Source organism: Verrucomicrobiota bacterium (assembly GCA_016871535.1).
In the GTDB taxonomy this organism is placed as follows: Bacteria; Verrucomicrobiota; Verrucomicrobiia; order Limisphaerales; family SIBE01; genus VHCZ01.
In genome coordinates this window covers 1-19,969 of sequence record VHCZ01000056.1, presented here as the reverse complement: position 1 = coordinate 19,969, position 19,969 = coordinate 1, and the positions used below count along the sequence as shown (strand labels likewise).

At 60.1% G+C, this 19,969-nt stretch carries 18 protein-coding genes and 1 pseudogene; 11 read left to right on the top strand and 8 right to left on the bottom strand.

Annotated elements, in window-relative coordinates:
• Nucleotides 1-45: 45 nt before the first annotated feature.
• Genes FJ398_09960 through nadC form a run of 3 tightly spaced genes read right to left on the bottom strand, consistent with a single transcriptional unit; the run spans nucleotide 46 to nucleotide 2,676 of the window.
• A complete protein-coding gene (locus FJ398_09960) occupies nucleotides 46-831 on the bottom strand; it encodes a type III pantothenate kinase (protein MBM3838274.1) in 786 nt (261 codons plus the stop codon).
• A 7-nt stretch (nucleotides 832-838) separates the two neighbouring features.
• Nucleotides 839-1,819 (bottom strand): biotin--[acetyl-CoA-carboxylase] ligase, encoded by a 981-nt coding sequence (locus FJ398_09955; GenBank protein MBM3838273.1) that lies wholly within the window; start codon nucleotides 1,817-1,819, stop codon nucleotides 839-841.
• Nucleotides 1,816-2,676, bottom strand: coding sequence for a carboxylating nicotinate-nucleotide diphosphorylase (nadC, locus tag FJ398_09950; protein ID MBM3838272.1), 861 nt, complete (start codon nucleotides 2,674-2,676; stop codon nucleotides 1,816-1,818). The genes FJ398_09955 and nadC overlap by 4 nt, the downstream gene beginning before the upstream one ends.
• 159 nt (nucleotides 2,677-2,835) lie before the next feature.
• Between nadC and FJ398_09945 the strand changes: the two genes are divergently transcribed.
• From FJ398_09945 to FJ398_09920, 6 genes are all read left to right on the top strand, one after another.
• Nucleotides 2,836-3,375, top strand: coding sequence for a GNAT family N-acetyltransferase (locus tag FJ398_09945; GenBank protein ID MBM3838271.1), 540 nt, complete (start codon nucleotides 2,836-2,838; stop codon nucleotides 3,373-3,375).
• Between the two features lie 159 nt (nucleotides 3,376-3,534).
• Nucleotides 3,535-3,993: a GNAT family N-acetyltransferase gene (locus tag FJ398_09940; protein ID MBM3838270.1), complete on the top strand. Its 459-nt coding sequence runs from the start codon at nucleotides 3,535-3,537 to the stop codon at nucleotides 3,991-3,993.
• A gap of 276 nt (nucleotides 3,994-4,269) precedes the next feature.
• Entirely contained in the window at nucleotides 4,270-5,685 is a 1,416-nt protein-coding gene (locus tag FJ398_09935) for an NAD(P)H-hydrate dehydratase (GenBank protein MBM3838269.1), read from the top strand.
• Nucleotides 5,686-6,049: 364 nt separating this feature from the next.
• Nucleotides 6,050-6,472: a hypothetical protein gene (locus tag FJ398_09930; GenBank protein MBM3838268.1), complete on the top strand. Its 423-nt coding sequence runs from the start codon at nucleotides 6,050-6,052 to the stop codon at nucleotides 6,470-6,472.
• Between the two features lie 290 nt (nucleotides 6,473-6,762).
• Nucleotides 6,763-9,528, top strand: coding sequence for a pyruvate, phosphate dikinase (locus FJ398_09925; GenBank protein ID MBM3838267.1), 2,766 nt, complete (start codon nucleotides 6,763-6,765; stop codon nucleotides 9,526-9,528).
• A gap of 261 nt (nucleotides 9,529-9,789) precedes the next feature.
• Complete coding sequence (locus FJ398_09920) at nucleotides 9,790-10,158, top strand: Uma2 family endonuclease (GenBank protein ID MBM3838266.1); 369 nt, start codon at nucleotides 9,790-9,792, stop codon at nucleotides 10,156-10,158.
• Nucleotides 10,159-10,214: 56 nt separating this feature from the next.
• On the opposite strand, the gene FJ398_09915 is transcribed toward FJ398_09920, so the two are convergent.
• The 3 genes from FJ398_09915 to FJ398_09905 all read right to left on the bottom strand — a co-directional run bounded on the left by FJ398_09915 (nucleotide 10,215) and on the right by FJ398_09905 (nucleotide 12,159).
• Nucleotides 10,215-11,315: a TIM barrel protein gene (locus tag FJ398_09915; GenBank protein MBM3838265.1), complete on the bottom strand. Its 1,101-nt coding sequence runs from the start codon at nucleotides 11,313-11,315 to the stop codon at nucleotides 10,215-10,217.
• A 124-nt stretch (nucleotides 11,316-11,439) separates the two neighbouring features.
• A complete protein-coding gene (locus FJ398_09910) occupies nucleotides 11,440-11,880 on the bottom strand; it encodes a hypothetical protein (GenBank protein ID MBM3838264.1) in 441 nt (146 codons plus the stop codon).
• A 12-nt stretch (nucleotides 11,881-11,892) separates the two neighbouring features.
• Entirely contained in the window at nucleotides 11,893-12,159 is a 267-nt protein-coding gene (locus FJ398_09905) for a type II secretion system protein (GenBank protein MBM3838263.1), read from the bottom strand.
• A gap of 215 nt (nucleotides 12,160-12,374) precedes the next feature.
• Here FJ398_09905 and gatB point away from each other — a divergent pair, with 215 nt between their 5' ends.
• The 5 genes from gatB (at nucleotide 12,375) to FJ398_09880 (ending at nucleotide 17,847) form a co-directional block, all read left to right on the top strand.
• On the top strand, nucleotides 12,375-13,799 hold the full coding sequence (gene gatB / locus FJ398_09900; GenBank protein MBM3838262.1) for an Asp-tRNA(Asn)/Glu-tRNA(Gln) amidotransferase subunit GatB: 1,425 nt from the start codon (nucleotides 12,375-12,377) through the stop codon (nucleotides 13,797-13,799).
• Between the two features lie 18 nt (nucleotides 13,800-13,817).
• Entirely contained in the window at nucleotides 13,818-14,177 is a 360-nt protein-coding gene (locus FJ398_09895) for a hypothetical protein (GenBank protein MBM3838261.1), read from the top strand.
• Nucleotides 14,178-14,337: 160 nt separating this feature from the next.
• Complete coding sequence (gene mpl / locus FJ398_09890) at nucleotides 14,338-15,753, top strand: UDP-N-acetylmuramate:L-alanyl-gamma-D-glutamyl-meso-diaminopimelate ligase (GenBank protein MBM3838260.1); 1,416 nt, start codon at nucleotides 14,338-14,340, stop codon at nucleotides 15,751-15,753.
• Nucleotides 15,754-15,927: 174 nt separating this feature from the next.
• A complete protein-coding gene (locus FJ398_09885) occupies nucleotides 15,928-16,239 on the top strand; it encodes a hypothetical protein (protein MBM3838259.1) in 312 nt (103 codons plus the stop codon).
• 210 nt (nucleotides 16,240-16,449) lie between these two features.
• A complete protein-coding gene (locus FJ398_09880) occupies nucleotides 16,450-17,847 on the top strand; it encodes a quinonprotein alcohol dehydrogenase (protein MBM3838258.1) in 1,398 nt (465 codons plus the stop codon).
• Nucleotides 17,848-18,088: 241 nt separating this feature from the next.
• Here FJ398_09880 and FJ398_09875 read toward each other — a convergent pair.
• Both FJ398_09875 and FJ398_09870 read right to left on the bottom strand, forming a co-directional pair.
• Nucleotides 18,089-19,401 (bottom strand): annotated as a pseudogene (locus tag FJ398_09875) (sigma-54-dependent Fis family transcriptional regulator).
• Nucleotides 19,394-19,969: hypothetical protein (locus FJ398_09870; GenBank protein ID MBM3838257.1), on the bottom strand; the 576-nt coding region annotated here is incomplete at its 5' end. The pseudogene FJ398_09875 and the gene FJ398_09870, both read right to left, overlap by 8 nt.

Sequence of the window (19,969 nt, the reverse complement as noted above, 5' to 3'; positions counted from 1 at the left end):
TTCGTAATGCGCGATACGGTTCAACTCGCTCCGGAGTGCGTATGGTTACTGATCAGTACGCATTACGTTTTGCGTTTTACGCTTCACATTCCCCTCCCGGCACAACCGCAGCCCCTCCAGGGTCAGAAGCGGCTCCACGGCTGTGATCTCGGGCAGCTTCGCCGCGATGAGGCCCGCGTAACCTCCGGTCGCGACCACAGGCAAACGCGGGCTGCGGAGTTCCAGCTTGAGTTCGCGGAGCAATTCGCGGATCAGGCCGCGATATCCGTGCACGGCGCCGATCAACATGGCGTCGCGCGTGTTTTTGCCGACGACCGTCCGGATTTCGCGAATCTGAATGGCCGGCAGAAGGGCCGTCTTTTCGTGAAGGTAATCCGTCATGGCTGAGAGACCGGGCGCGATAATGCCACCGGCGTAGTTGCCGGCGCGATTAACCACGTCGAACGTCACCGCCGTCCCGAAATCCACGACCACCGCCGGCGCGCCGTAATGGTGTTTCACGGCCACGGCGTTGGCCAGCCGATCCTGGCCGATGCTGCTCGGTTCAGGATAATCAATGCCGATCTCCACGAGCGTTTTCAGCGTCAATTGCAGACAGGCCAGATGCCAGCGGCGCTGCACAAAGCTGCGCACGGCCGGGGTGACCCTGGGGACGACGCTGCACAGGGCGACGCCATCCAGGCGAACATTCCCGACCCAGGCGTCCACTCGACGCGCCGCGGCGGCACTCGACCACTGAAGCGTAGGGATGTCCAATTGTTGGACCACGCGCCTGGAGTTGGCGAGGCCAAGATGGGTGTGCGTGTTCCCGATGTCGAAAAGAAGGATCATCGTCTTGTTACTTTTCGACCCGCACGTCGCCGCCGACCATGCGCTCCAGACGGCCATGCTGAGTGCGGAGCAGCAAAGCGCCGTCGGCGTCGAGGCATTCGGCGCGGCCTTGGATTTTACGGCCCGCCAGGTCGATCACGACGTTTCGGCCAATCGTGGTGCAGTGTTCCTCCCATTCTTCCGCAATCGCCTCGAATTGGCCGGAGCACAACCGCGCGTAATCCCGATCCAGTTCGCGCAAGATCGACGCCGCCAGGGCCGCTCGGTCCACGGATTCGCCGCTTTCGATCTTCAGGGACGTAGCCGTTTTCCGGAGTTCATCCGAAAAATCGCTCGCGTTCAAATTCACGTCCACGCCAATGCCAAGGACCAGGTAGCGCAATGGGTCCAACTCCGCCTTCAACTCAGTGAGAATGCCGGCGACCTTCTTGCCGCGGACTAAAAGGTCGTTGGGCCATTTGATTTCGGGAAAGAGTCCCGTTTCCGCCCGGATCGCTCTGAACAACGCCGTGGCCGCCGCGATGGTCAGTCGTGTGGCTTCGAACGGGCGCAACGCAGGCCGGAGCAAGATGGAGAACCAAAGCCCCTTTCGCGCCGGGGAAATCCATCTTCGGCCCAGGCGGCCGCGGCCTTTGGATTGGGATTCAGCAAAAACCACGACGCCTTCCTTCACTCCGTCCGCAGCGAGCTTTTCCGCGACGTCATTGCTCGAGGTGGTCTCCCGGAAAACGCGGATGTCGCGTCCGACGACCCTGGGCTTTCCCAGGCGCGACACCAAGTCATCCGCGTGCAGCAAGTCCGGGCAGGCCCGCAACCGATAGCCATCGTGCGGACTGGCCTCGATCTCGTAGCCGAGAGTGCGCAGTTCGTGGATTCGAGCCGCAATAGCGGCGCGGGTGAGACCGAGGTGCTGGGCCAAATCACCTCCTGTCACAAAACGATCTTCTCCCGCGCGCAGGGCCGTCAAAATCTGGGCATCGATGGTCATGACCTGGGCAAGAAATCCAACGCGACATCCACCGCCCGCGCGGAATGAGTCAGCGCGCCTACGGAAATGTAATCCACGCCTGTGGCAGCGATGGCCTTCACGTTGGACAAAGTGACTCCCCCACTGGCCTCCGTCAGCGCTTTGCCATTGATCCAGTGCACAGCCGTCCGGAGTTGTTCGACGTCCATATTGTCGAGGAGAATGGTGTCCGCGCCGGCCGCCAGCGCCTGTTGCACCTGTTCGGGATGATCCACTTCGACTTCGATCTTGAGGTTGGGGAACTTCTCCCGCGCGCGGCGCACGGCGGCGCCGATGGGATCCGGCGGCTCGAATTGAACCGCGACCAGATGGTTGTCTTTTATCAACACCATATCGTGCAACCCCAGTCGATGGTTCGTGCCGCCGCCGCAAGCCACAGCATATTTCTCAAATCGCCTCCAACCGGGCGTGGTCTTGCGGGTGTCGAGGATTTTCGCGCGTGTTCCTTTCATTTGCTCGACGAACCGTGCGGTCAACGTCGCCACGCCGGAGAGTCGTTGGACGAAGTTCAAAGCGACGCGTTCGGCGGTCAAGATGGCGCGAGCCGGACCGCTGATGCGAAGGAGCCATTCGCCGAATTGAAGGTGGCGGCCGTCCGCCGTCCCGCGTTCGATCCGAACCGCGGGAGCCAGCTCGCGGAACGCGGCCTCCGCAAAGTCCAGTCCGGCGACAACCAGCGGTTCGCGGGCCACCATCATCGCTTCGGCCATAGCCTGTTCGGGGACCACGGCCAGCGTGGTGACGTCGCCGCTCCCCACGTCTTCGGCGAGCGCGGCGCGGACCGCGCTGCGGATTTCCTGTGGCGAAAGCGGTTCCATGAAGGAGAAGATGCGCGAACGACAAGGGAGCATGAAGAAAAAAAGTAACCCTTCAGTTAACGACAGTGGAGCGACGCTCCTGCGGAGCTTTTCTTCGATGGCGTTGGCCTGGTAGGAGCCTTGCCCCGCCATAACGAAAAAAAATCGTCCACGCGCTTGGTGTTCCAGCCCATCATCGGAGGTCCTGGTCGGGAACGGATTCTGAGCTTGCTCGGCTGGCGCACGGTCGCTTACGAAGAGAACGGCATGGACATTCGCCCTTTGGCTGATCGCGCCGATGTCATACCAATCGTCGCGGAATGGCTCCACACCGAATTGAATCCCGAGCAACGAACTCGGGCCGCGATAGAGCGTCAACTCGTCGAGAACAAGGCGCGTCGGGATTCATTGCCGATTACCTTTGTCGCGCTCATCGGTTCCGATGTGGTCGGCACGGTCTCGTTGGATGAGTCCGACTTGCCGCCGTACGATCATCTTTCGCCCTGGCTGGCGTCGCTCTACGTCGTGCCTCCACACCGCGGCTCAGGAATTGGGCGTGCTCTGGTCGTGCATGCGACCGGGTTTGCTCGATCAAAATGCGCCTTGCCAATTTATCTCTGGACTCAGAAAGCCGCTGGCTTTTACGAACAGTGCGGCTGGCGCAGGATGCACTCGGATGTTTACCTGGGCCTTCCAATCACGGTGATGAAGTTTGAATGAAGCGGCCGGTCCGAGCGGCAGGATTGCGAGCGTGATGCACAGCCATGCAGAAGATTAGTCTCGAACCCGCGCAAACCCGGAACACGGGCAATATCGTGGACGAAACCTTCACAGCGCCGAATGGAATTGCGATTTAACAGCGTGTGCCCGGCGCCGCATATGCCAGCCATCATTACCGCTGAACGACCCGACAGTCCCGACGCCAGAGCGTTGATTGATGAGCTTGAGGCAGAGTTGGCGCCGCTGTATCCGTGTGAAAGCCGTCACGGTTACTCCGTGGAGAAGTTGATCAGAGAAGCCGTGGCTTTTTTCCTCATCCGCGACCATGGCACCCCCGCCGGCTGTGGAGGCCTCCAACTGTTTGGTGCCGAGTACGGCGAAGTCAAGCGGATGTACGTCCGGCCGCAGTTTCGGGGTTTAGGTTTCGCCAGGTTGCTGTTGGCGCATCTCGCCGACCATGCCCGAAGCCAGGGTGTCGGCTTACTGCGGCTGGAAACTGGCATTCATCAGCACGCGGCTATCAGGTTGTACGAGCGTGCCGGCTTTCGGAGGATTCCGCCTTTTGGAGAGTACAAAGACGACCCGCGCAGCTTGTTCTATCAGAAACGTGTCCCGTGAAGGTGCCGCGTCTCACGGCCCAACTCGCGCCCACGGGCGTGCTCGCAGTCCAGATGCCTGCTCGTTACGAGTCGCCTTTGCAGCGGGTCGTGCTCGAAGTCGCCCATGTCGCCCCGGGGCGTCATCGCATGGATGTAGCCTGCAAAGCACTGATCAAGGAGCCGCCCTCCGTTTATTACGACATCCTGCAGCCCTTGAGTTCACCCTTGAGGTTTAATGCTTTTACGGAGCTCGAGGATTTGCTAAACAGGGATACAGCACACCAAACTCACAGCTATGCCAATTCCCATCCTGACTGTCTCGCAAATGCGCGACTGGGAGAAAGCCACCTGGGCTGCCGGACGATCCGAAGCCGACGTCATCAGCCGCGTGGGCTACATCGTCGCGCAACGCGCCAAGCAAATGACGCGTCCCGGTGACTTGATCGTGGTCCTCGCGGGCAAAGGACACAATGGCGATGACGCGCGGCAGGCGAGTCGAAATTTTTCCGACCGTGAGGTATATTTGATCAACGTCACCGAGCCTGAGGTTTCGGTTAAGGAATTCATGTCCCAACTCCAATTGGAGCCCGCCTTGATTCTGGACGGATTGTTTGGCGTCGGCTTGAACCGTCCCCTGGCCGGTGAGTGGACCAAGCTGGTGGACAAAATCAATTCGTCGCGCGTGCCAATTCTTTCCATCGACGTTCCGTCCGGCCTGGACGCGGACATCGGCGAAGCGCAAGGCACCGCGATCCGAGCCACGGTCACGCTGACGCTCGGCGCGCCTAAGCGCGGATTGCTCGCCGCCACGGCCTGGGCCCACGTCGGCCGGCTCGAACTGGCCGCGGACATCGGCCTCGTTCCGCGGACGCTCGCCAGCGACTTGCAGTGGACTGTTCGCGAAGACTTTTTGGACTATCCTCCAGCAAGACCGGTTGCCGGCCACAAGGGCACGTTCGGGCACGTAACGCTTTTTGCCGGCAGCGTCGGGTATCATGGGGCCGCGGTGTTGGCAGCTCGCGCGGCGTTGCGGGCGCATCCAGGCCTGGTGACCATGTTCACGTGCGAAGAGGTGTATATTGCCGTCGCCGCGCAGCTTCAGGCGGCCATGGTTCATCCGTGGCGGCCCGGCCGGGATTTGCCGGAATCGGCGACGACGGTTTTGTTTGGTCCAGGTTTGGCTTCTTCGCACGTGCTGGCGGAAATGAAGGATCACCTGGCCCGGCTCTGGAAAGAATCGCCCCTGCCTGTTGTCGTGGACGCAAGCGGGCTGGATTGGCTGCCGCAAGGCCCGGTCAAGTCGGGCGCACTGCGCGTGATCACACCGCACTTTGGCGAAGCTGCACGGCTGTTGAACAGCAAGGCCGGGTTGGTGCAGAACGACCGGGTGCGCGCCGTGCGCGACCTTTCGCAACTCTACGGGGACTGCTGGGTTGTGCTCAAGGGGTACCAAACGCTCGTCGGACGGAGCAGCGGGGAAATCTACGTCAATTCATCGGGCAACCCGTTGCTGGCGCAAGGCGGGAGCGGCGACGCGCTGGCGGGCTATTTGAGCGGCTTGCTGGCGCAGCCCGGCCTGCAAAGCGAAACGCTTACGGCGTTGCGTTACGCGGTCTGGCAGCATGGGGCTTCGGCAGACCATCTCTCGTCGCGGCAGCGGAATTGGATCGTGGAGGACCTGATCGATACGCTGGGCAACGTTCCGGAGTAAAGGCCTCGAGTTTCAAGTTGCCCTCCCGGGAGGGGCAAAGGGGTGGGTTCGTTGGCACTCTGGTCGAATCGAGACCATTCAAAGTAAGGTAGGGCGAAGCGTCCTCGCTGAGCCGATTCGACCATTGCTGAAAACTCTCGCTGGGAATGGGGTCACATCTCACAATTAAATTATACAATCGACAGGTTGCAATGGACCGGGGCCTGGGCCGAGTCGCAGTCGGCTTTCATCCCAGTGAGGCGTTGCCGTGCGGGCTTTCCACCTCCAGACTGCGCCTGAGATGCGAGCGGGATTGCCACAGACTTTTGCGCGGCCGGCGGGTTGCCTTCTTTCGGTTGGCCTCCTGTTGGCCTTCACTCCGTGGGTGCAAGCGTCGCGCCCTCGCTTCAGCGCGGCGGGCCCGGAGATTCTGCGCTGCGGCTACGACGCGGGGTTGCGGATGAACGCGGTGGCGTCGGCGGCGGGGACGTTTAACTTCAATTATTCCCCTGGCGTCCTGGTAGGGACGACCTGCGGATCGTCCTTGATCGAGAAAACGATCCTGCCCAGCGGCGCGTATGTCACGAACGCTTTTGACAGCGTGGCGCGGCTGCTTTCGACGAAGCTGCGGAATAGTTCCAACACCGACCTGAACACCCACGCGTATCTCTACAACCTGGGGAACCATGAGCCGCTTGACCGGCGTGGACCATGCATACGTCCGGAACAGGCCATCGGCCTGCTTGCGGCGGGCTACCAGCCCGCCGGGCCTTTTGGCGGCAGGTTGCCGCCAAACACGGACTGGTAGCCCGTTCCACCCATTTTTCAGACACGCTTTCCACGGATTCACACGGATAGGAGGGAATTCAAATCCGTGTCTGTCCGTGTTCATCCGTGGTTCGAACATCTGAAATTCGTGCCTCGCAAACACTCGCGTCTGCCCGGCTTATCCTCGGAACCGCGAGGATGACGCAGGTCAAGCCGCGGGCGACTCAGCCGTTGACACCCCCCCGACCTCTGTTAGATTCCCGCCTCGGTTTTTCTCTTGGATCTCCGAATTGAACGACACCGAGAACACGAAATCTCTTTACTCATTTTATGGCTAAATCTTTGAAGGCGCCGAAAGCGCCGAAATACGTGTATTTGTTTGGGAACAAAAAGGCTGACGGCGATGGCTCGATGAAGCCCTTGCTCGGCGGCAAAGGCGCCAACCTCGCCGAAATGACCCGCATCGGCTTGCCCGTTCCTCCAGGCTTCACCATCACGACCGAAGTTTGCACCTACTACTACGCGAACCGGAAGGCGTATCCCAAAGCGATTCTCCCGCAGGTCGAAGCCGGCGTCGAATTCATCGAGAACATCTTGGGCAAGGAATTCGGCGACCAGGAAAAACCGCTTTTGGTTTCGGTCCGTTCCGGCGCGCGCGACTCGATGCCCGGGATGATGGACACGATTTTGAATCTCGGGTTGAACGATCAAACCGTCCTCGCCCTCGCCCGGGCCAGCAACAACGAGCGCTTCGCCTGGGATTGTTACCGCCGCTTCGTTCAGATGTACGGCGACGTCGTCATGGGCGTGCAGAAGCGCGCCGGAGAAGATCACGAGCCGTTCGAGACCGTCATCGAAGAGTTGAAGGCGGAGTTGTTTCCGGGCCAGGAACACGTCGAAGACACCAAGATCGACGCCAGTGGCCTCAAAGATTTGGTGAACCGATTTAAGGCACTTATCAAGGAACGCACCGGCAAGGAATTCCCGCAGGACCCGTGGGAACAGCTCTGGGGCGCGGTCGGAGCGGTGTTCGGATCCTGGATGAATGACCGCGCCATCGTTTATCGCCGCAAATACAATATCCCCTCCGAATGGGGCACGGCGGTCAACGTGCAGGCCATGGTGTACGGGAACACCGGCGAAAACTCCGGATCCGGCGTGGCGTTCACGCGCGATCCGGCGACGGGCGAAAAGGTCTTCTACGGCGAATTCCTGATCAATGCCCAGGGCGAAGACGTCGTGGCCGGCGTGCGCACGCCCGAACCTGTTGCCCAGCTTAAGAATCATATGCCCGCGGCTTACGCCGAGTTGGAGAACATTCGCAAGGTGCTGGAACGGCACTTCAAGGACGTTCAGGATTTCGAGTTTACGATTGAGGATGGCAAGGTCTTCATGCTCCAGACCCGGAATGGCAAGCGCACGGGCCTGGCCGCGGTGCGATTCGCGGTCGAAATGGAAAAGGAAAAACTCATCGACTGGAAGACAGCGGTCACGCGCGTGCCTGCGGACCAACTCGATCAAGTGCTGGCGCCCGTCTTCGACCGGTCGGCGTTGAAAAGCGCCAAAGTCATTGCGCGCGGCTTGCCCGCCGGCCCCGGCGCTGCAAGCGGCCGGATGTATCTGAATGCGGAGCGCGCTGTCGAAGCCGCGCACAAAGGCGAGAAAGTGTTGCTCGTGCGGCTGGAGACTTCACCCGAAGACTTGCGCGGCATGATCGCAGCGGAGGGCATTCTGACGGCGCGCGGCGGAGTCAGTTCCCACGCGGCTTTGGTGGCGCGCCAGATGGGCAAGGTCTGCGTTTGTGGCGCCAGCGCGTTGCAGATCGATTATGCCACGAGGACGATGACGGTGAATGGCCAGGTGTTTAAGGAAGGCGATTCCATCTCGATCAATGGCACGGCCGGTGAAGTGTACGCCGGCGAAATCAAAACGGCCGCTTCGGAGGTTGTCCAGGTCCTGGTCGAACGCTCGCTCGACGCGAAGCAAAGCCCGACGTTTCAGAATTTCAAGAAGCTTATGGACTGGTGCAACCAAGCGACGCGCCTGCTCGTGCGCACGAACGCGGACACGCCGGAACAAACGGCGAATGCGGTCGCCTTTGGCGCTCAGGGCATCGGCCTCACCCGCACGGAGCACATGTTCTTTGAAGGAAACCGCATCGACGCGATGCGCGAGATGATTCTCGCGGAGAGCAAAGAGGAACGGCAGAAGGCGCTGGCCAAGATATTGCCGTACCAGCGGGACGACTTCGCCGGCATTTTCAAAGAACTCAAAGGCTTGCCGGCGACCATCCGCACGCTCGACCCGCCGCTGCACGAATTCCTGCCGCACGAACGCGCCGCGCAGGAGGATCTGGCGAAAAAGCTCGCCGTCGCCGTCCAGAAAATCGAGCAGCGCGTCAAAGAACTGCACGAGTTCAATCCCATGCTTGGTTTCCGCGGTTGCCGGCTGGGGATCATTTATTCGGAAATCACCGAGATGCAGGCGCGCGCGATCTTCGAAGCCGCGGCTGACGTGCAGAAGAAAGGCCTCAAAGTGCGGCCCGAGGTCATGATCCCGCTCGTGGGCTTCAAGAAGGAGCTTGATCTCCAGGTCGAAGCCGTCCATCGCGTCGCTCAGGAAGTGATGAAGGAAAAGAAAACCAAGCTGAGTTATCTGGTCGGCACGATGATTGAAATTCCTCGCGGCGCGCTCACGGCCGATGAGATTGCCCAGACGGCAGAATTCTTCAGCTTCGGGACGAACGATCTCACGCAGACTTGCCTGGGGATGAGCCGCGACGATTCGGGTTCATTCCTGCCCAAATACGGCGAGCTGGAGATTGTGAAGAAGAATCCTTTTGCCTCGATCGACCAGACTGGCGTTGGCCAACTCATGAAGATTGCTGTCGAGAAGGGCAGGGGAACGCGCCCGGAGATCAAGCTCGGCATTTGCGGCGAACACGGCGGCGACCCCGACAGCGTGAAATTCTGCCACCGCATCGGGCTGAACTACGTGAGTTGCTCGCCTTTCCGCGTGCCCGTCGCAAGACTTGCGGCCGCGCAAGCTGCGATTGAGGAAGAAAAAGCGAAGAAGGCCAAGGGAACAAAGAAGTAGCCCCAGCCCTCCGGGGCGGGGCGGCGCCTGGCCGGCTGCGGCGTTGCTCGTCGGTCACAGCCCCAAAACGGGGATGCTCCCTCCTCGCGCCTTGCATCCGGCCAGGCGGCGCTCCCGCCAAAACCGGAAGTTATTTTTGCACAGACCCTTAGCTGCGTTCGCGAGAACGCAGTTCATGAACCGAGGACGAGCTTCGGGTAACTCCCTCTCTTCCCGGGTAAGGGAGGAGAGGGCTGGGCGGAGGAGGGCCGTCTTTATGGGTTGCCCCTCTCCTCTCGCTTCACGATCCACCAGCAACTCTCCTTGAATCTCAACGGGTGGCAGACCATCCCGGATATCTGTCTTTACCCGAAGGGCGTCCTGAAGGTGGATTGGGATAGCGACGAGGATGAAGTCGATATCCCGCCGCTGTTGGTGATAGAAATCCTCTCACCCAAGCAGAATCTTCAGCCGCTGGTGGACAAGATCCGCGAGTATCTTCGCCAGGCCGTGAAATCCTGTTGGCTCGTGGAACCGGCGACTGAGGTCGTCACCATCTTCAATGCCGCAGGCAAGCGTGCCCATACTTCCGGCGTGATGCGCGATGAGGCGGTCGGTGTCGAGATTTCCTTGCCGGAACTTTTCGCCTGATTGAAGCAGGTTCGTGGGGAAGAGAGCAGCCCCAAAGACAGCGAGGAACCGAAGACTCAGGCTATCTGACTCACGGCCTGGATCAGCGCACGGATGTATCCGTAGCAGAACGCGAACGCCTGGTTGCCTCCGGGATCGTCCGGGTGCTGCGGGACGTGGTCCGGCATCAGCATGTAAGGATATTCGATCTCTTTGTACACCCGGATCGCCTTGACGAAATCGATGTCGCCTTCGTCTGGGTACACTTCCATGAAATCGTCCCGTCGGCCCCGGATATTGCGGAAGTGGACGTTGAAGATTTTTTGCCGGGAGCCGAAGTAGCGAATGACGTCGAAGATTTCGTTCCCCGGATCCTGAAGCATTTCAGAGACGGTGCCCTGGCAGAAATTCAAACCGTGGTACGGACTCTCCTGAATCGAAATGAATTTCTTCAAGCCGTCCACCGTGCCGAGAACCGCATCCACGCCTTGATAACCGGTGACGGGCGGCACACCCGGATCGTGAGGATGACAAGCGATTCGGACTTTGTATTCGTTGGCGACCGGGACCACGCGCTCCAGGAAATACGCGATGCGCTCCCAGTAAATGTCCGCCGTGATTTGCCCGGCGCGGGTGAGTGGCGTTCTGGGTTGGGCGTCCTTGAGCCGCCAGGTGCTATAGCTTGAACCGCCGCGGCCTGGCGTCCGCCCCGTGCGGAGAACCCCGAGGATGCTCATGTTGTATTTGACGGCCGGGATGCCAGCTTTGGCGCAATTTCGGATAATGTTTTGAAAGCGCTCGATGTCCCGGTCGCGCTCCGGGCTCTGGCCGAGCATGATCGCCGGGCGCGGGGTTCGGTCGATGTGGCTCGAAGCCAGGAAGGACGGCGTGAGCAGGTCGATGCTGATGTCCCACTTGGCTGCTCCTTCTTTGAGTTGCAGGAGCTGCTCCACGGTTGGGTAGCCGAGTTCCTTCGATTCCTCCGGGATGCCGCAAATGTTCTTCACGCCGTGGCGCGCGAAGAATTGGAGCCGTTTGTCGGAGGTCGGGCCGCTCTGGCAGCCGACCTTCATGAGAACCGGGTTGCGGTTTAGAGAAGGTTGGGCTGAGGTCAACGGGGAAGAGCCGGCCCCTGCGGCGGCGCCGGCGGCAGTGACGATGAAGTGTCTGCGATTCATAAATGGGATTCAGGCCAACCGCGAACGCACGCCAATAGGTTCCTTCGATTCCAGTAAAACGTTTCGATTCGTGTGTTTCGCGTGTTTCGTGGGCGAAATGCTCTTTCCAGGTCCAAGTAACGTTTCACGGCACGAGTACATGGTTCCGGCCATTCGGATCGCCGCCGACGGGATCGTGAATGACATGCGCTCGCAGGCGCGCTTGCGTTGCCATGAAAATGCTGCCGTCCGCGAGGCAAATGTTCCCGACATTCCGGTGCAACAGCGGTGTCCATCGAATATCAGTGGACCGCCGGGGATCCAGCGACATCGCGCCACTTGAAAGGTTGGCCGGCCGGCACGTTTCGAGTTGGCGCAGTCCGTTGGTAACGTTTCGGTCGCCTGCCAAAAGGGTTTGCGATTGCTGGGAATAAGCATGGGTGCCGACGAAATAACTGAGGGTTTTGTTCCGATTGGTGGGCGAAGTGAAGCCGCCCGCGAGGTGCGAAAAGTCCGACGCCGCTTTCTTCTCCTTGTCGCTCGGACAAAACAGAATTCGCGGGGTGGTCAGTTCGTTCGACAACACCGCGAAATGCGCTCACGGATCGGACAGCGTCCGCGTTCCGCCGTCGGCGATCTCAACCTGCGGAGGAAACGTGTCGCGGTGTTCGTTGGCGAATGACCGCATCGCGAACCCAACCTGCCGCAATTGGCTGACGCACTGGATGCGCGGCGCTTTGCCTTTGGCTCGCGCCAGCGCCGGCATGAGCAAGCTCGCCAGGATGGCGATGATGGCAATGACCACGAGCAGTTCGATCAAAGTGAAGGCGGCGGGCTCGATGGCTTGGCGCTTCCTGGTTTTCACGGGAACTCAAAGGCATTGTCCGGGCCAAGAAACGAAAGTCAAACGCGTTTCGTATCCCCTCAGTTAACGATGGTGCGGCGACGCTCCTGCGCAGCTTTCTTCGATGGCATTGGCCCGGCAGGAGTCTCACCCCACTCTCAACTGAGGGCATACACCACTGATTACTCTCACGTTGCCGCGCCGCCTTCATCCGTGGTTAAATCCTGCCGCTGACTATGGATTACGAAGCGGTCATCGGGCTGGAAACGCATGTCCAACTCAAAACGAAGTCGAAGATGTGGTGCGGGTGCGGCAATGAATTCGGCGCGCCGCCAAACACCCACGTCTGCCCGGTGTGCCTCGGACTGCCGGGAGTCCTCCCTGTCGCCAACGAAGAGGCCCTGCGCCTGACCGTCCTCACGGGCATGCTCCTGAATTCCGCCGCCGCGCCTCAGGCCAAGTTCGATCGGAAGAATTATTTCTACCCCGACATGCCCAAGAACTACCAGATCACGCAATACGACCGGCCGTCCAACGTCGGCGGCTACGTGGACTTCGAGTTCGATGGGACGATTGCGCGCGTCCGAATTACCCGGGCTCACCTCGAAGAGGACGTGGGCAAGAACTTCCATTTCGAGCGCCACAGCGGTGTGGATTTCAACCGCGCCGGTGTCCCGCTCCTGGAGATTGTATCGGAACCGGACCTCACGAGCGCGGACATGGCCTATGAATACCTCAACGCGCTGAAAGATATTCTCGTGTATGGCGGGGTGAGCGATTGCGACATGGAAAAAGGCATGGTGCGATGCGACGTCAATGTGAGCGTCCGGCCACGCGGCGCGCCGGAGTTGGGCGCGAAGATCGAAATCAAAAACATGAACAGCTTCAGCGGCGTTCGTCGCGCCCTGGAATACGAAATCCCGCGGCAGATCGCCGTCCTGAACGGCGGCGGCAAACTCACCCAGGAAACGCGGCGCTGGGACGACGTCGCGGGCGTCACCGAAAGCATGCGCAGCAAAGAAATGGCGCATGACTATCGTTACTTCCCGGAGCCGGACCTGATGCCGTTCGCTCCGGCGGACGCGTGGCTGAATGACGTGCGGCGGCGCGTGGTGGAACTGCCGCTGGCGCGCAAGCAACGGTTCATGCGCGATTATCACTTGCCGGCAGCCGACGGCCAGACTTTCGTTTGGGATGTTCCTCTAGGGAATTATTTCGCGGCGGTTGCCCAGCAAGCGAAGAACCCCAAAGCGCTGGCCAACTGGGTCATCAACAATCTGCGGGCGAAACTCAGCGAGACCCAAACTGCGCTGGACGATTTGAAGTTCCAGCCGGCTTGTCTCCTCGAACTCGTGGATCTGGTGGAAAGCGGAAGGATCAGCAGCAAGATCGCCCAGGATGTCTTCACCAAAATGTTCGCCGCCGGTGAGTCCCCGCGCGCCATCGTCGATCGCGAAGGCCTGGCTCAAGTGAGCGATACTGGAGCCATTGAAAAATTTTGCGACGACGCCATCGCCGCAAACCCCAAGGTCGCGGAAGATTTTCGCGCCGGCAAAGCCGCCGCGCTCAACTTCTTAAAGGGCCAGGTCATGAAGCTGAGCAAAGGCAAGGCGAATCCTGGTCTCGCGGGAGAAATCCTGGAGAAGAAGCTGAAGCGTTAGACCTTTTCAAACCCCCTCATGAAAATCCAACACCCGGCGGTCACCAGCGACGTCTTCAAACTCATCGTCACGCTCGAATTCGACCTGGTTGTCGGGCGTCATTTCCTGCCGACGCGCGTCGAACTCTTCCAGGACACGACGCGCAAGCGCCGTTTCCGGTGCCGCATGTGGGAGCGCGACTTGTATCACATGCAGATGAGCTTGCCGCCGGATGGCAAGCGCCGGGCGAAACGCACCGAATCCGACGAGGAAATCCTCGTCGAACGCACCTGGGAGCTTTCGACCCGGTTCGAGGACTTTGAGGCGGCGAATTCTGCGAGCGCGCTCAAGATCTTCCTCGACAGCCTTAAGCGGTACCTGGACCGGGTAGCGGCGTAATCCTTCCTTGTAACCCTCTGTTAACGGCGGTGGGGTGAGGCAATGCCATCGAGGAAAGGCTCGGCGGGAGCCTCGCCCACCTTCTGGACGTAACTGAGGGGTTAATTATTCCAGTCGCTTTTGAGTTTTCGTCGGCCCGAGATTTCTCCATCATCGCGCCATGTTTTCAGGCGTTAGATCCGTTCATTTTTCCGGAATCGGCGGAACCGCGATGGCTTCCGTGGCCGCCGCGATGCAGGAGAAGGGCTTTCAAGTTTCCGGCTCCGATCAGAATGTTTATCCGCCGATGTCCATCTTTCTGGCCGAGAAGAAAATCGAGGTCATCGCGGGATACTCGGAAGCCAATCTGAAGCACAAACCGGATCTGGTCGTAATCGGCAACGCGCTCTCGCGCGGAAATCCGGAAGTGGAAGCGGTGCTGGATCACAAGATGCGTTACTGCTCGTTGCCGGAGCTGCTCAAGGAATTCTTCCTGCGCGGCAAGCGATCTATCGTCGTCGCCGGCACGCATGGCAAAACGACCACCACCGCGCTGTTGACGTGGGTGTTCGAATCGAACGGTTTCCGTCCGAGCTTTCTCATTGGCGGCATCTCCAACAATCTCGGCCAGGGCGCGCGGTTCACGGACAGCGAGTGGTTCATTGTCGAGGGCGACGAATACGACACCGCCTTCTTCGACAAGCGCAGCAAGTTCGTCCATTACCTGCCCGAAGTCGCGATCCTGAACAATCTTGAATTCGACCACGCCGACATTTTCGAGAATCTCGCGGCGATTCAGACCTCGTTCAAGCGGCTCATCAACCTGGTTCCGCGCAACGGATTGTTGCTGGGCAACGGCGACGATCCGAATCTCGCTCCCCTGCTCCACGTGAACCATTGCCCGGTGAAACGCTTCGGCCTGGGCGAAGAAAACAGTGTTCACGCCTTCAACCTCCGGCTTGGAGCTACCGCCAGCCAGTTTGAAATCCCCAGCTTCAAGTTCCATCTCAACTTGATCGGCGAGTTCAACGTTCGCAATGCGCTCGCCGTCGTCGCGTGCGCCAAACATTACGGCTTGAAGAATTCGCAAATTCAAACCGCCTTCGACACCTTCCGCGGCGTCAAACGCCGCATGGAAGTGCGCGGCATCAGCGCGGGCATCACCGTGATCGACGACTTTGGGCACCATCCGACGGCGATTCGGGAAACGCTCCGCGCCTTGCGCCTGAAGTATGCCGGGCAGAAGATTTGGGCCGTGTTCGAGCCGCGCTCCAATACGACTCGCCGCAACGTGTTTCAGTCCGACTTGGTGCACGCGTTTGCCGATGCCGACGCCGTGGTGGTTTCGCAGGTCGCCCGGCTGGAAATGCTTTCCCCGAATGAACGTTTGAACCCGGAACAGCTCATCCAGGATTTGTGCGCGAAAGGCAAAGCCACGGTTTACCTGTCCGACGTGGAAGCGATTGTGAACCACGTGGCGAAAGGCGCTCAGGGCGGCGACGTGGTCTGCGTGTTCAGCAACGGGGGCTTCGGCGGAATCCATGCCAAGCTGCTGGAGCGGCTAGGCAAACTGCCAACCAAACCGCTCCTGCGGTAGAGTCCTAATCGTAATCTCAATCCACGTAGCGCAAAGTTGCACTCTGCCCTATCGCAGATTTGGAATCTGCGGCACGCGGCCAATCCGGTGCGGTCGGGTGAGTTTGCCGCGCAGCCGACTACAAGTCGGCGATACGGCAGATTGAAAATCTGCGCTACGCTTCACCGCCAAGTCGTGGACGCACCGTCAGTTCACGCGGTGCAGACTCGTCCACCTTTGGCCGGATTTAAGCTGCAAGGATTTGATTCTGAAGGGAAGTTTCGAGACCTGGCCATTCCCGCGATGGTCTGGGAATCCTCCAGCGAGGATGCCTTCGGCTTCCAGGATGCCAACGGCGCGACGACGGCAGACCAGACGCAGATTAATATCGTGGATTCCACGCACCCGGCCAAACCTGCGCCGTTCACCCAAACCACCAGAACGCTGACGGCAGTATCACCCTTGAATGGACTGGCGGTGGGACTCTGCAGGCGGCGCCGAGTGTAAACGGCCTGTGGACGGATGTTCCTGGTGCGGCCAGCCCGTACAAATTCACACCGGCGGCGAACGCTCCGATGCTCTTCGGCCGGATCAAGAGCTGACGACCTGAATTGAACGCCAAGAGGCCGGATGAAAGTCCGCTTCTTTTTTTTCGACAATCGCCGCTGAGGGTCGGCCTGATTGACAGACGACACCGGACAAGCCACGCTTTGCCCCATGAATTTCCCAACACTCCGTATCTCAAGACACCTGCCCGCTCGACTCAACCGCGCGAATTCCATATGGGCGCTGCTTCTTCTGGCTTCGACATGCGGGATATTGACGGCTGGGACCGGTCACTGGCCGGAGTTTCGTGGTCCGTGGGGCAATGGCCATGCTGCGGCGCCGGGAGACACCAAACTCGCCGGCCTTCCGCTGCATTGGAGCGAAACCAAAAGCGTGAAATGGAAAACGGAGATTCCGCAACTGGGTTTATCCACGCCAATCGTAATGGGAGGCCAGGTCTGGCTCACGACCGCGACGGAGGATGGCCATGACTTTTTCGTCATCTGTGTCGATGCCGCCACCGGGAAGATTCTGCACAATGAGAAAGTGTTCCATAGCGACGCTCCTGAACCCCTTGGCAACGGCGCCGGCGTCAACAGCTACGCCACGCCTTCGGCTGTGATCGAGCCGGGGCGAGTCTATGTTCACTTCGGCAAATTCGGGACGGCGTGTCTGGACACGGCCTCATTCAAGCTCCTCTGGAAACGGGACGACTTGCTCTGCCGCCATTACCGGGGCGCCTCGTCTTCTCCGGTCCTTTTCGAGAATCTCGTGATTCTCACCTTCGACGGCGTGGACGTGCAGTATCACGCCGCGCTCGACAAGAAAACCGGGCGCACAGTTTGGAAAACGGATCGCTCGGTGAAGTGGAACGACGAACATATCGATCGTCCCATGGTGCGGGATGGCGATTGGCGCAAGGCGCACAGCACGCCGCTCATCGTGAACGTGGACGGGAAACCCCGGATGTTCAGCGCTGGCGCCAAGGCTGCGTATGGTTACGAGCCGGCAACCGGACGCGAACTCTGGCGTGTGGAATACAACGATTGGTCCGCGGCGCCCCGCCCGCTTTTCCACAAAGGCCGCGCGCTCCTCGCCACCGGCTTCAACCGCGGGGAACTCCTGGCGGTCCGGGCCAACGGTGAAAGCAAGGTGACCGGCATGCACTTGGACTGGTCGATCAACACGCGAGTTCCCAAATACGCATCGCCCATCATTGTCGATGATTTGCTTTACCTTCCGGCGGACGAGAGTTTCATTTCTTGCGTCGAAGCCGACACCGGCAAGAATGTGTGGACCGAACGCGTCGGCGGCAAATTCCGGGCGTCCCCGGTCTATGCGGATGGGCGGCTCTACTTTTGCAGTTTGGAAGGCGTGACGACCGTTTTGAAGCCGGGCCGATCCTTTGAAGTGCTGGCGACCAACACGTTGGAAGACAAGTCAACGCGGACTGGGAGCAAGCGTCCTCCAGGCTTCATGGCATCCCCGGCCGTGGCCGGCAAAGCGCTATTCCTGAGAAGCCGCGACCACCTCTACCGAATCGAAACTGAGGCGGTCAGCGGGCATTGAGTTCATTTCCGTCCTGGGAGGGGCGAAGGGATGGGTTTTGGTGGCAAGCCTTCAGGATCCCGCTCGGTGAAGGTGGGGCGAGGACTCCTGCCGAGCAAGTGCCATCGACGGAAGGCTCGGCGAGAGTCCTCACCCCACCGTGGTTGACTGAGGAGTTCCTTTCATGAAGCAATTCCCATTTCCGTATTATTCATTCGGGAAAATTAGCGGAATTCGTGTCCCCCCATTCCTGCGGCCGCACTCATCCTCTGTGCGTTCGGCGTCCTGGTTCCTGAGTAAGCAGCCCGTACTGTTTGAGTTTGTATTGCAGGGCGCGCCGGCTGATGCCGAGGATCTTGGCCGCTTCCTCTCGATTCTGCGTTACGTGCGTCAATGTCTGCCGGATGAGCAGCTTTTCCACCTCGGCCAGCGATTGGCCCGGACGAATCGTGAAGGCCGTGGCGTTGCGATCGAACGAGCGCAGGAACTCCGGTAAATCCTCCACTTCCACCGTCGCTTTGTGGCATGTGATCACTAGCCGTTCGATCGTGTTGCGCAGTTGCCGGACGTTCCCCGGCCAGGGAAACCGCTGGCAAATCCGGATCGCTTCCGGGCCCATGCGCTTGGGACGGCGTTTGTGTTTGGCCGAAAAGTGCTCGAAGAAGCGCTCGATCAACAGCGGAATGTCCTCCGCCCGTTCCCGCAAAGCCGGCAGCGCGATGGGCACGATTTGCAGCCGGTAAAACAGGTCTTCGCGGAATTTGCCGGCCGCGACCGTTTCCGGGAGCTTTTTGTTCGTGGCCGCGATGACGCGCACGTTCACGTGTGTCAGTTCGGTCGCTCCCACGCTGCGAAACGTGCCGTCTTCGAGCACGCGCAGCAAATCGCCCTGGCCTTTGGCGCAAAGGTCGCCCACTTCATCGAGGAACAGCGACCCCTGATCGGCCAACTGAAACCGGCCGAGCTTGGTCGCCACGGCGCCGGTAAACGCGCCTCGCACGTGTCCGAACAATTCAGATTCCACCAACTGTTCAGGCAGGGCCGCGCAATTCACGGAGATGAACGGCCGATCGCGGCGGGAGCTTTTGAGATGGATCGACCGCGCCACGAGTTCCTTGCCCGTGCCGCTTTCGCCCAGGAGGAGGCTGGGTTCGGAGCGTTTCTGCAGCCGCAGCCGGAGTTCGCTGTTTTCCGCGACTACAGCCTGAAATTCGAGGGCCTTTTGCACCAACGCGCGCAGCCGCTGCATATCGAGGGGCTTGGTCAGGTAATCGTAAGCGCCCTGTTTCATGGCCTCGACGGCATTTTCCACCGTGCCGTAGGCCGTCATCATGATGAAAAAGTGTCGCGGCTTGGGGCTTTGACGTGGGTGAGCAATTCCAATCCACTCAGGCCGGGCATTTTCATGTCCGAGATCACGAGGTTGTAAAGGCGTTTCTCGACCAGATGCAGCGCTCCCTCGGCGCCGTCGGCCGCATCGACGTGATAACCTTCCCGGCGCAGCGCTTCCTGAACTCCGGCGCAAAGTCCGCGCTCGTCATCGACGACCAGAATTTTGATTTTGGATTTATCCACCAGAGCGTTCCTGTTGGTGCAACGGCAACCGCAGCGTGAACACCGCTCCGCCCTCCGGCGCGTTGGCGGCTTGAATGCCTCCGCCGTGTGCCGCGGCAATCTGCTGCGCGATCCACAGCCCCAATCCGCTGCCTTCCGCCTTCGTCGTGAAGTAGGGATCGAAAATGGCGCCAGCTTTTTCTGAGGGCAATCCGGGGCCGGTATCGCGAACGTGAATGGCCAAAATCTGTTCTGCGGGCCGCGGCTCGACCTGCACGGTCACCTGGCCGCGCCGTTCGATCGCCTGCAACGCGTTGATCAGAATATTCAGCAGCGCCTGGGTCAGCCGGACGGAATCCGCGCGGAGCGCCGGCAACTCCGAGGCGATTTGAGTGGCGATTGCGATTTCGCGCGTGGCGGCTTCCGGGCGGAGCAGGTTGCAGACATGTTCGACCAGCTTTCTGAGAGCGTGTCCGAAAATTCCGCGGGGTCCTGTTTTCGCGCCAAAGGCCGGATGGCGAGGCGCGACGAAGGAGAATATCCTCCCTGGATCTTCGACTGAGGAGCAACGAAGCCAGGCGGCCTTTGG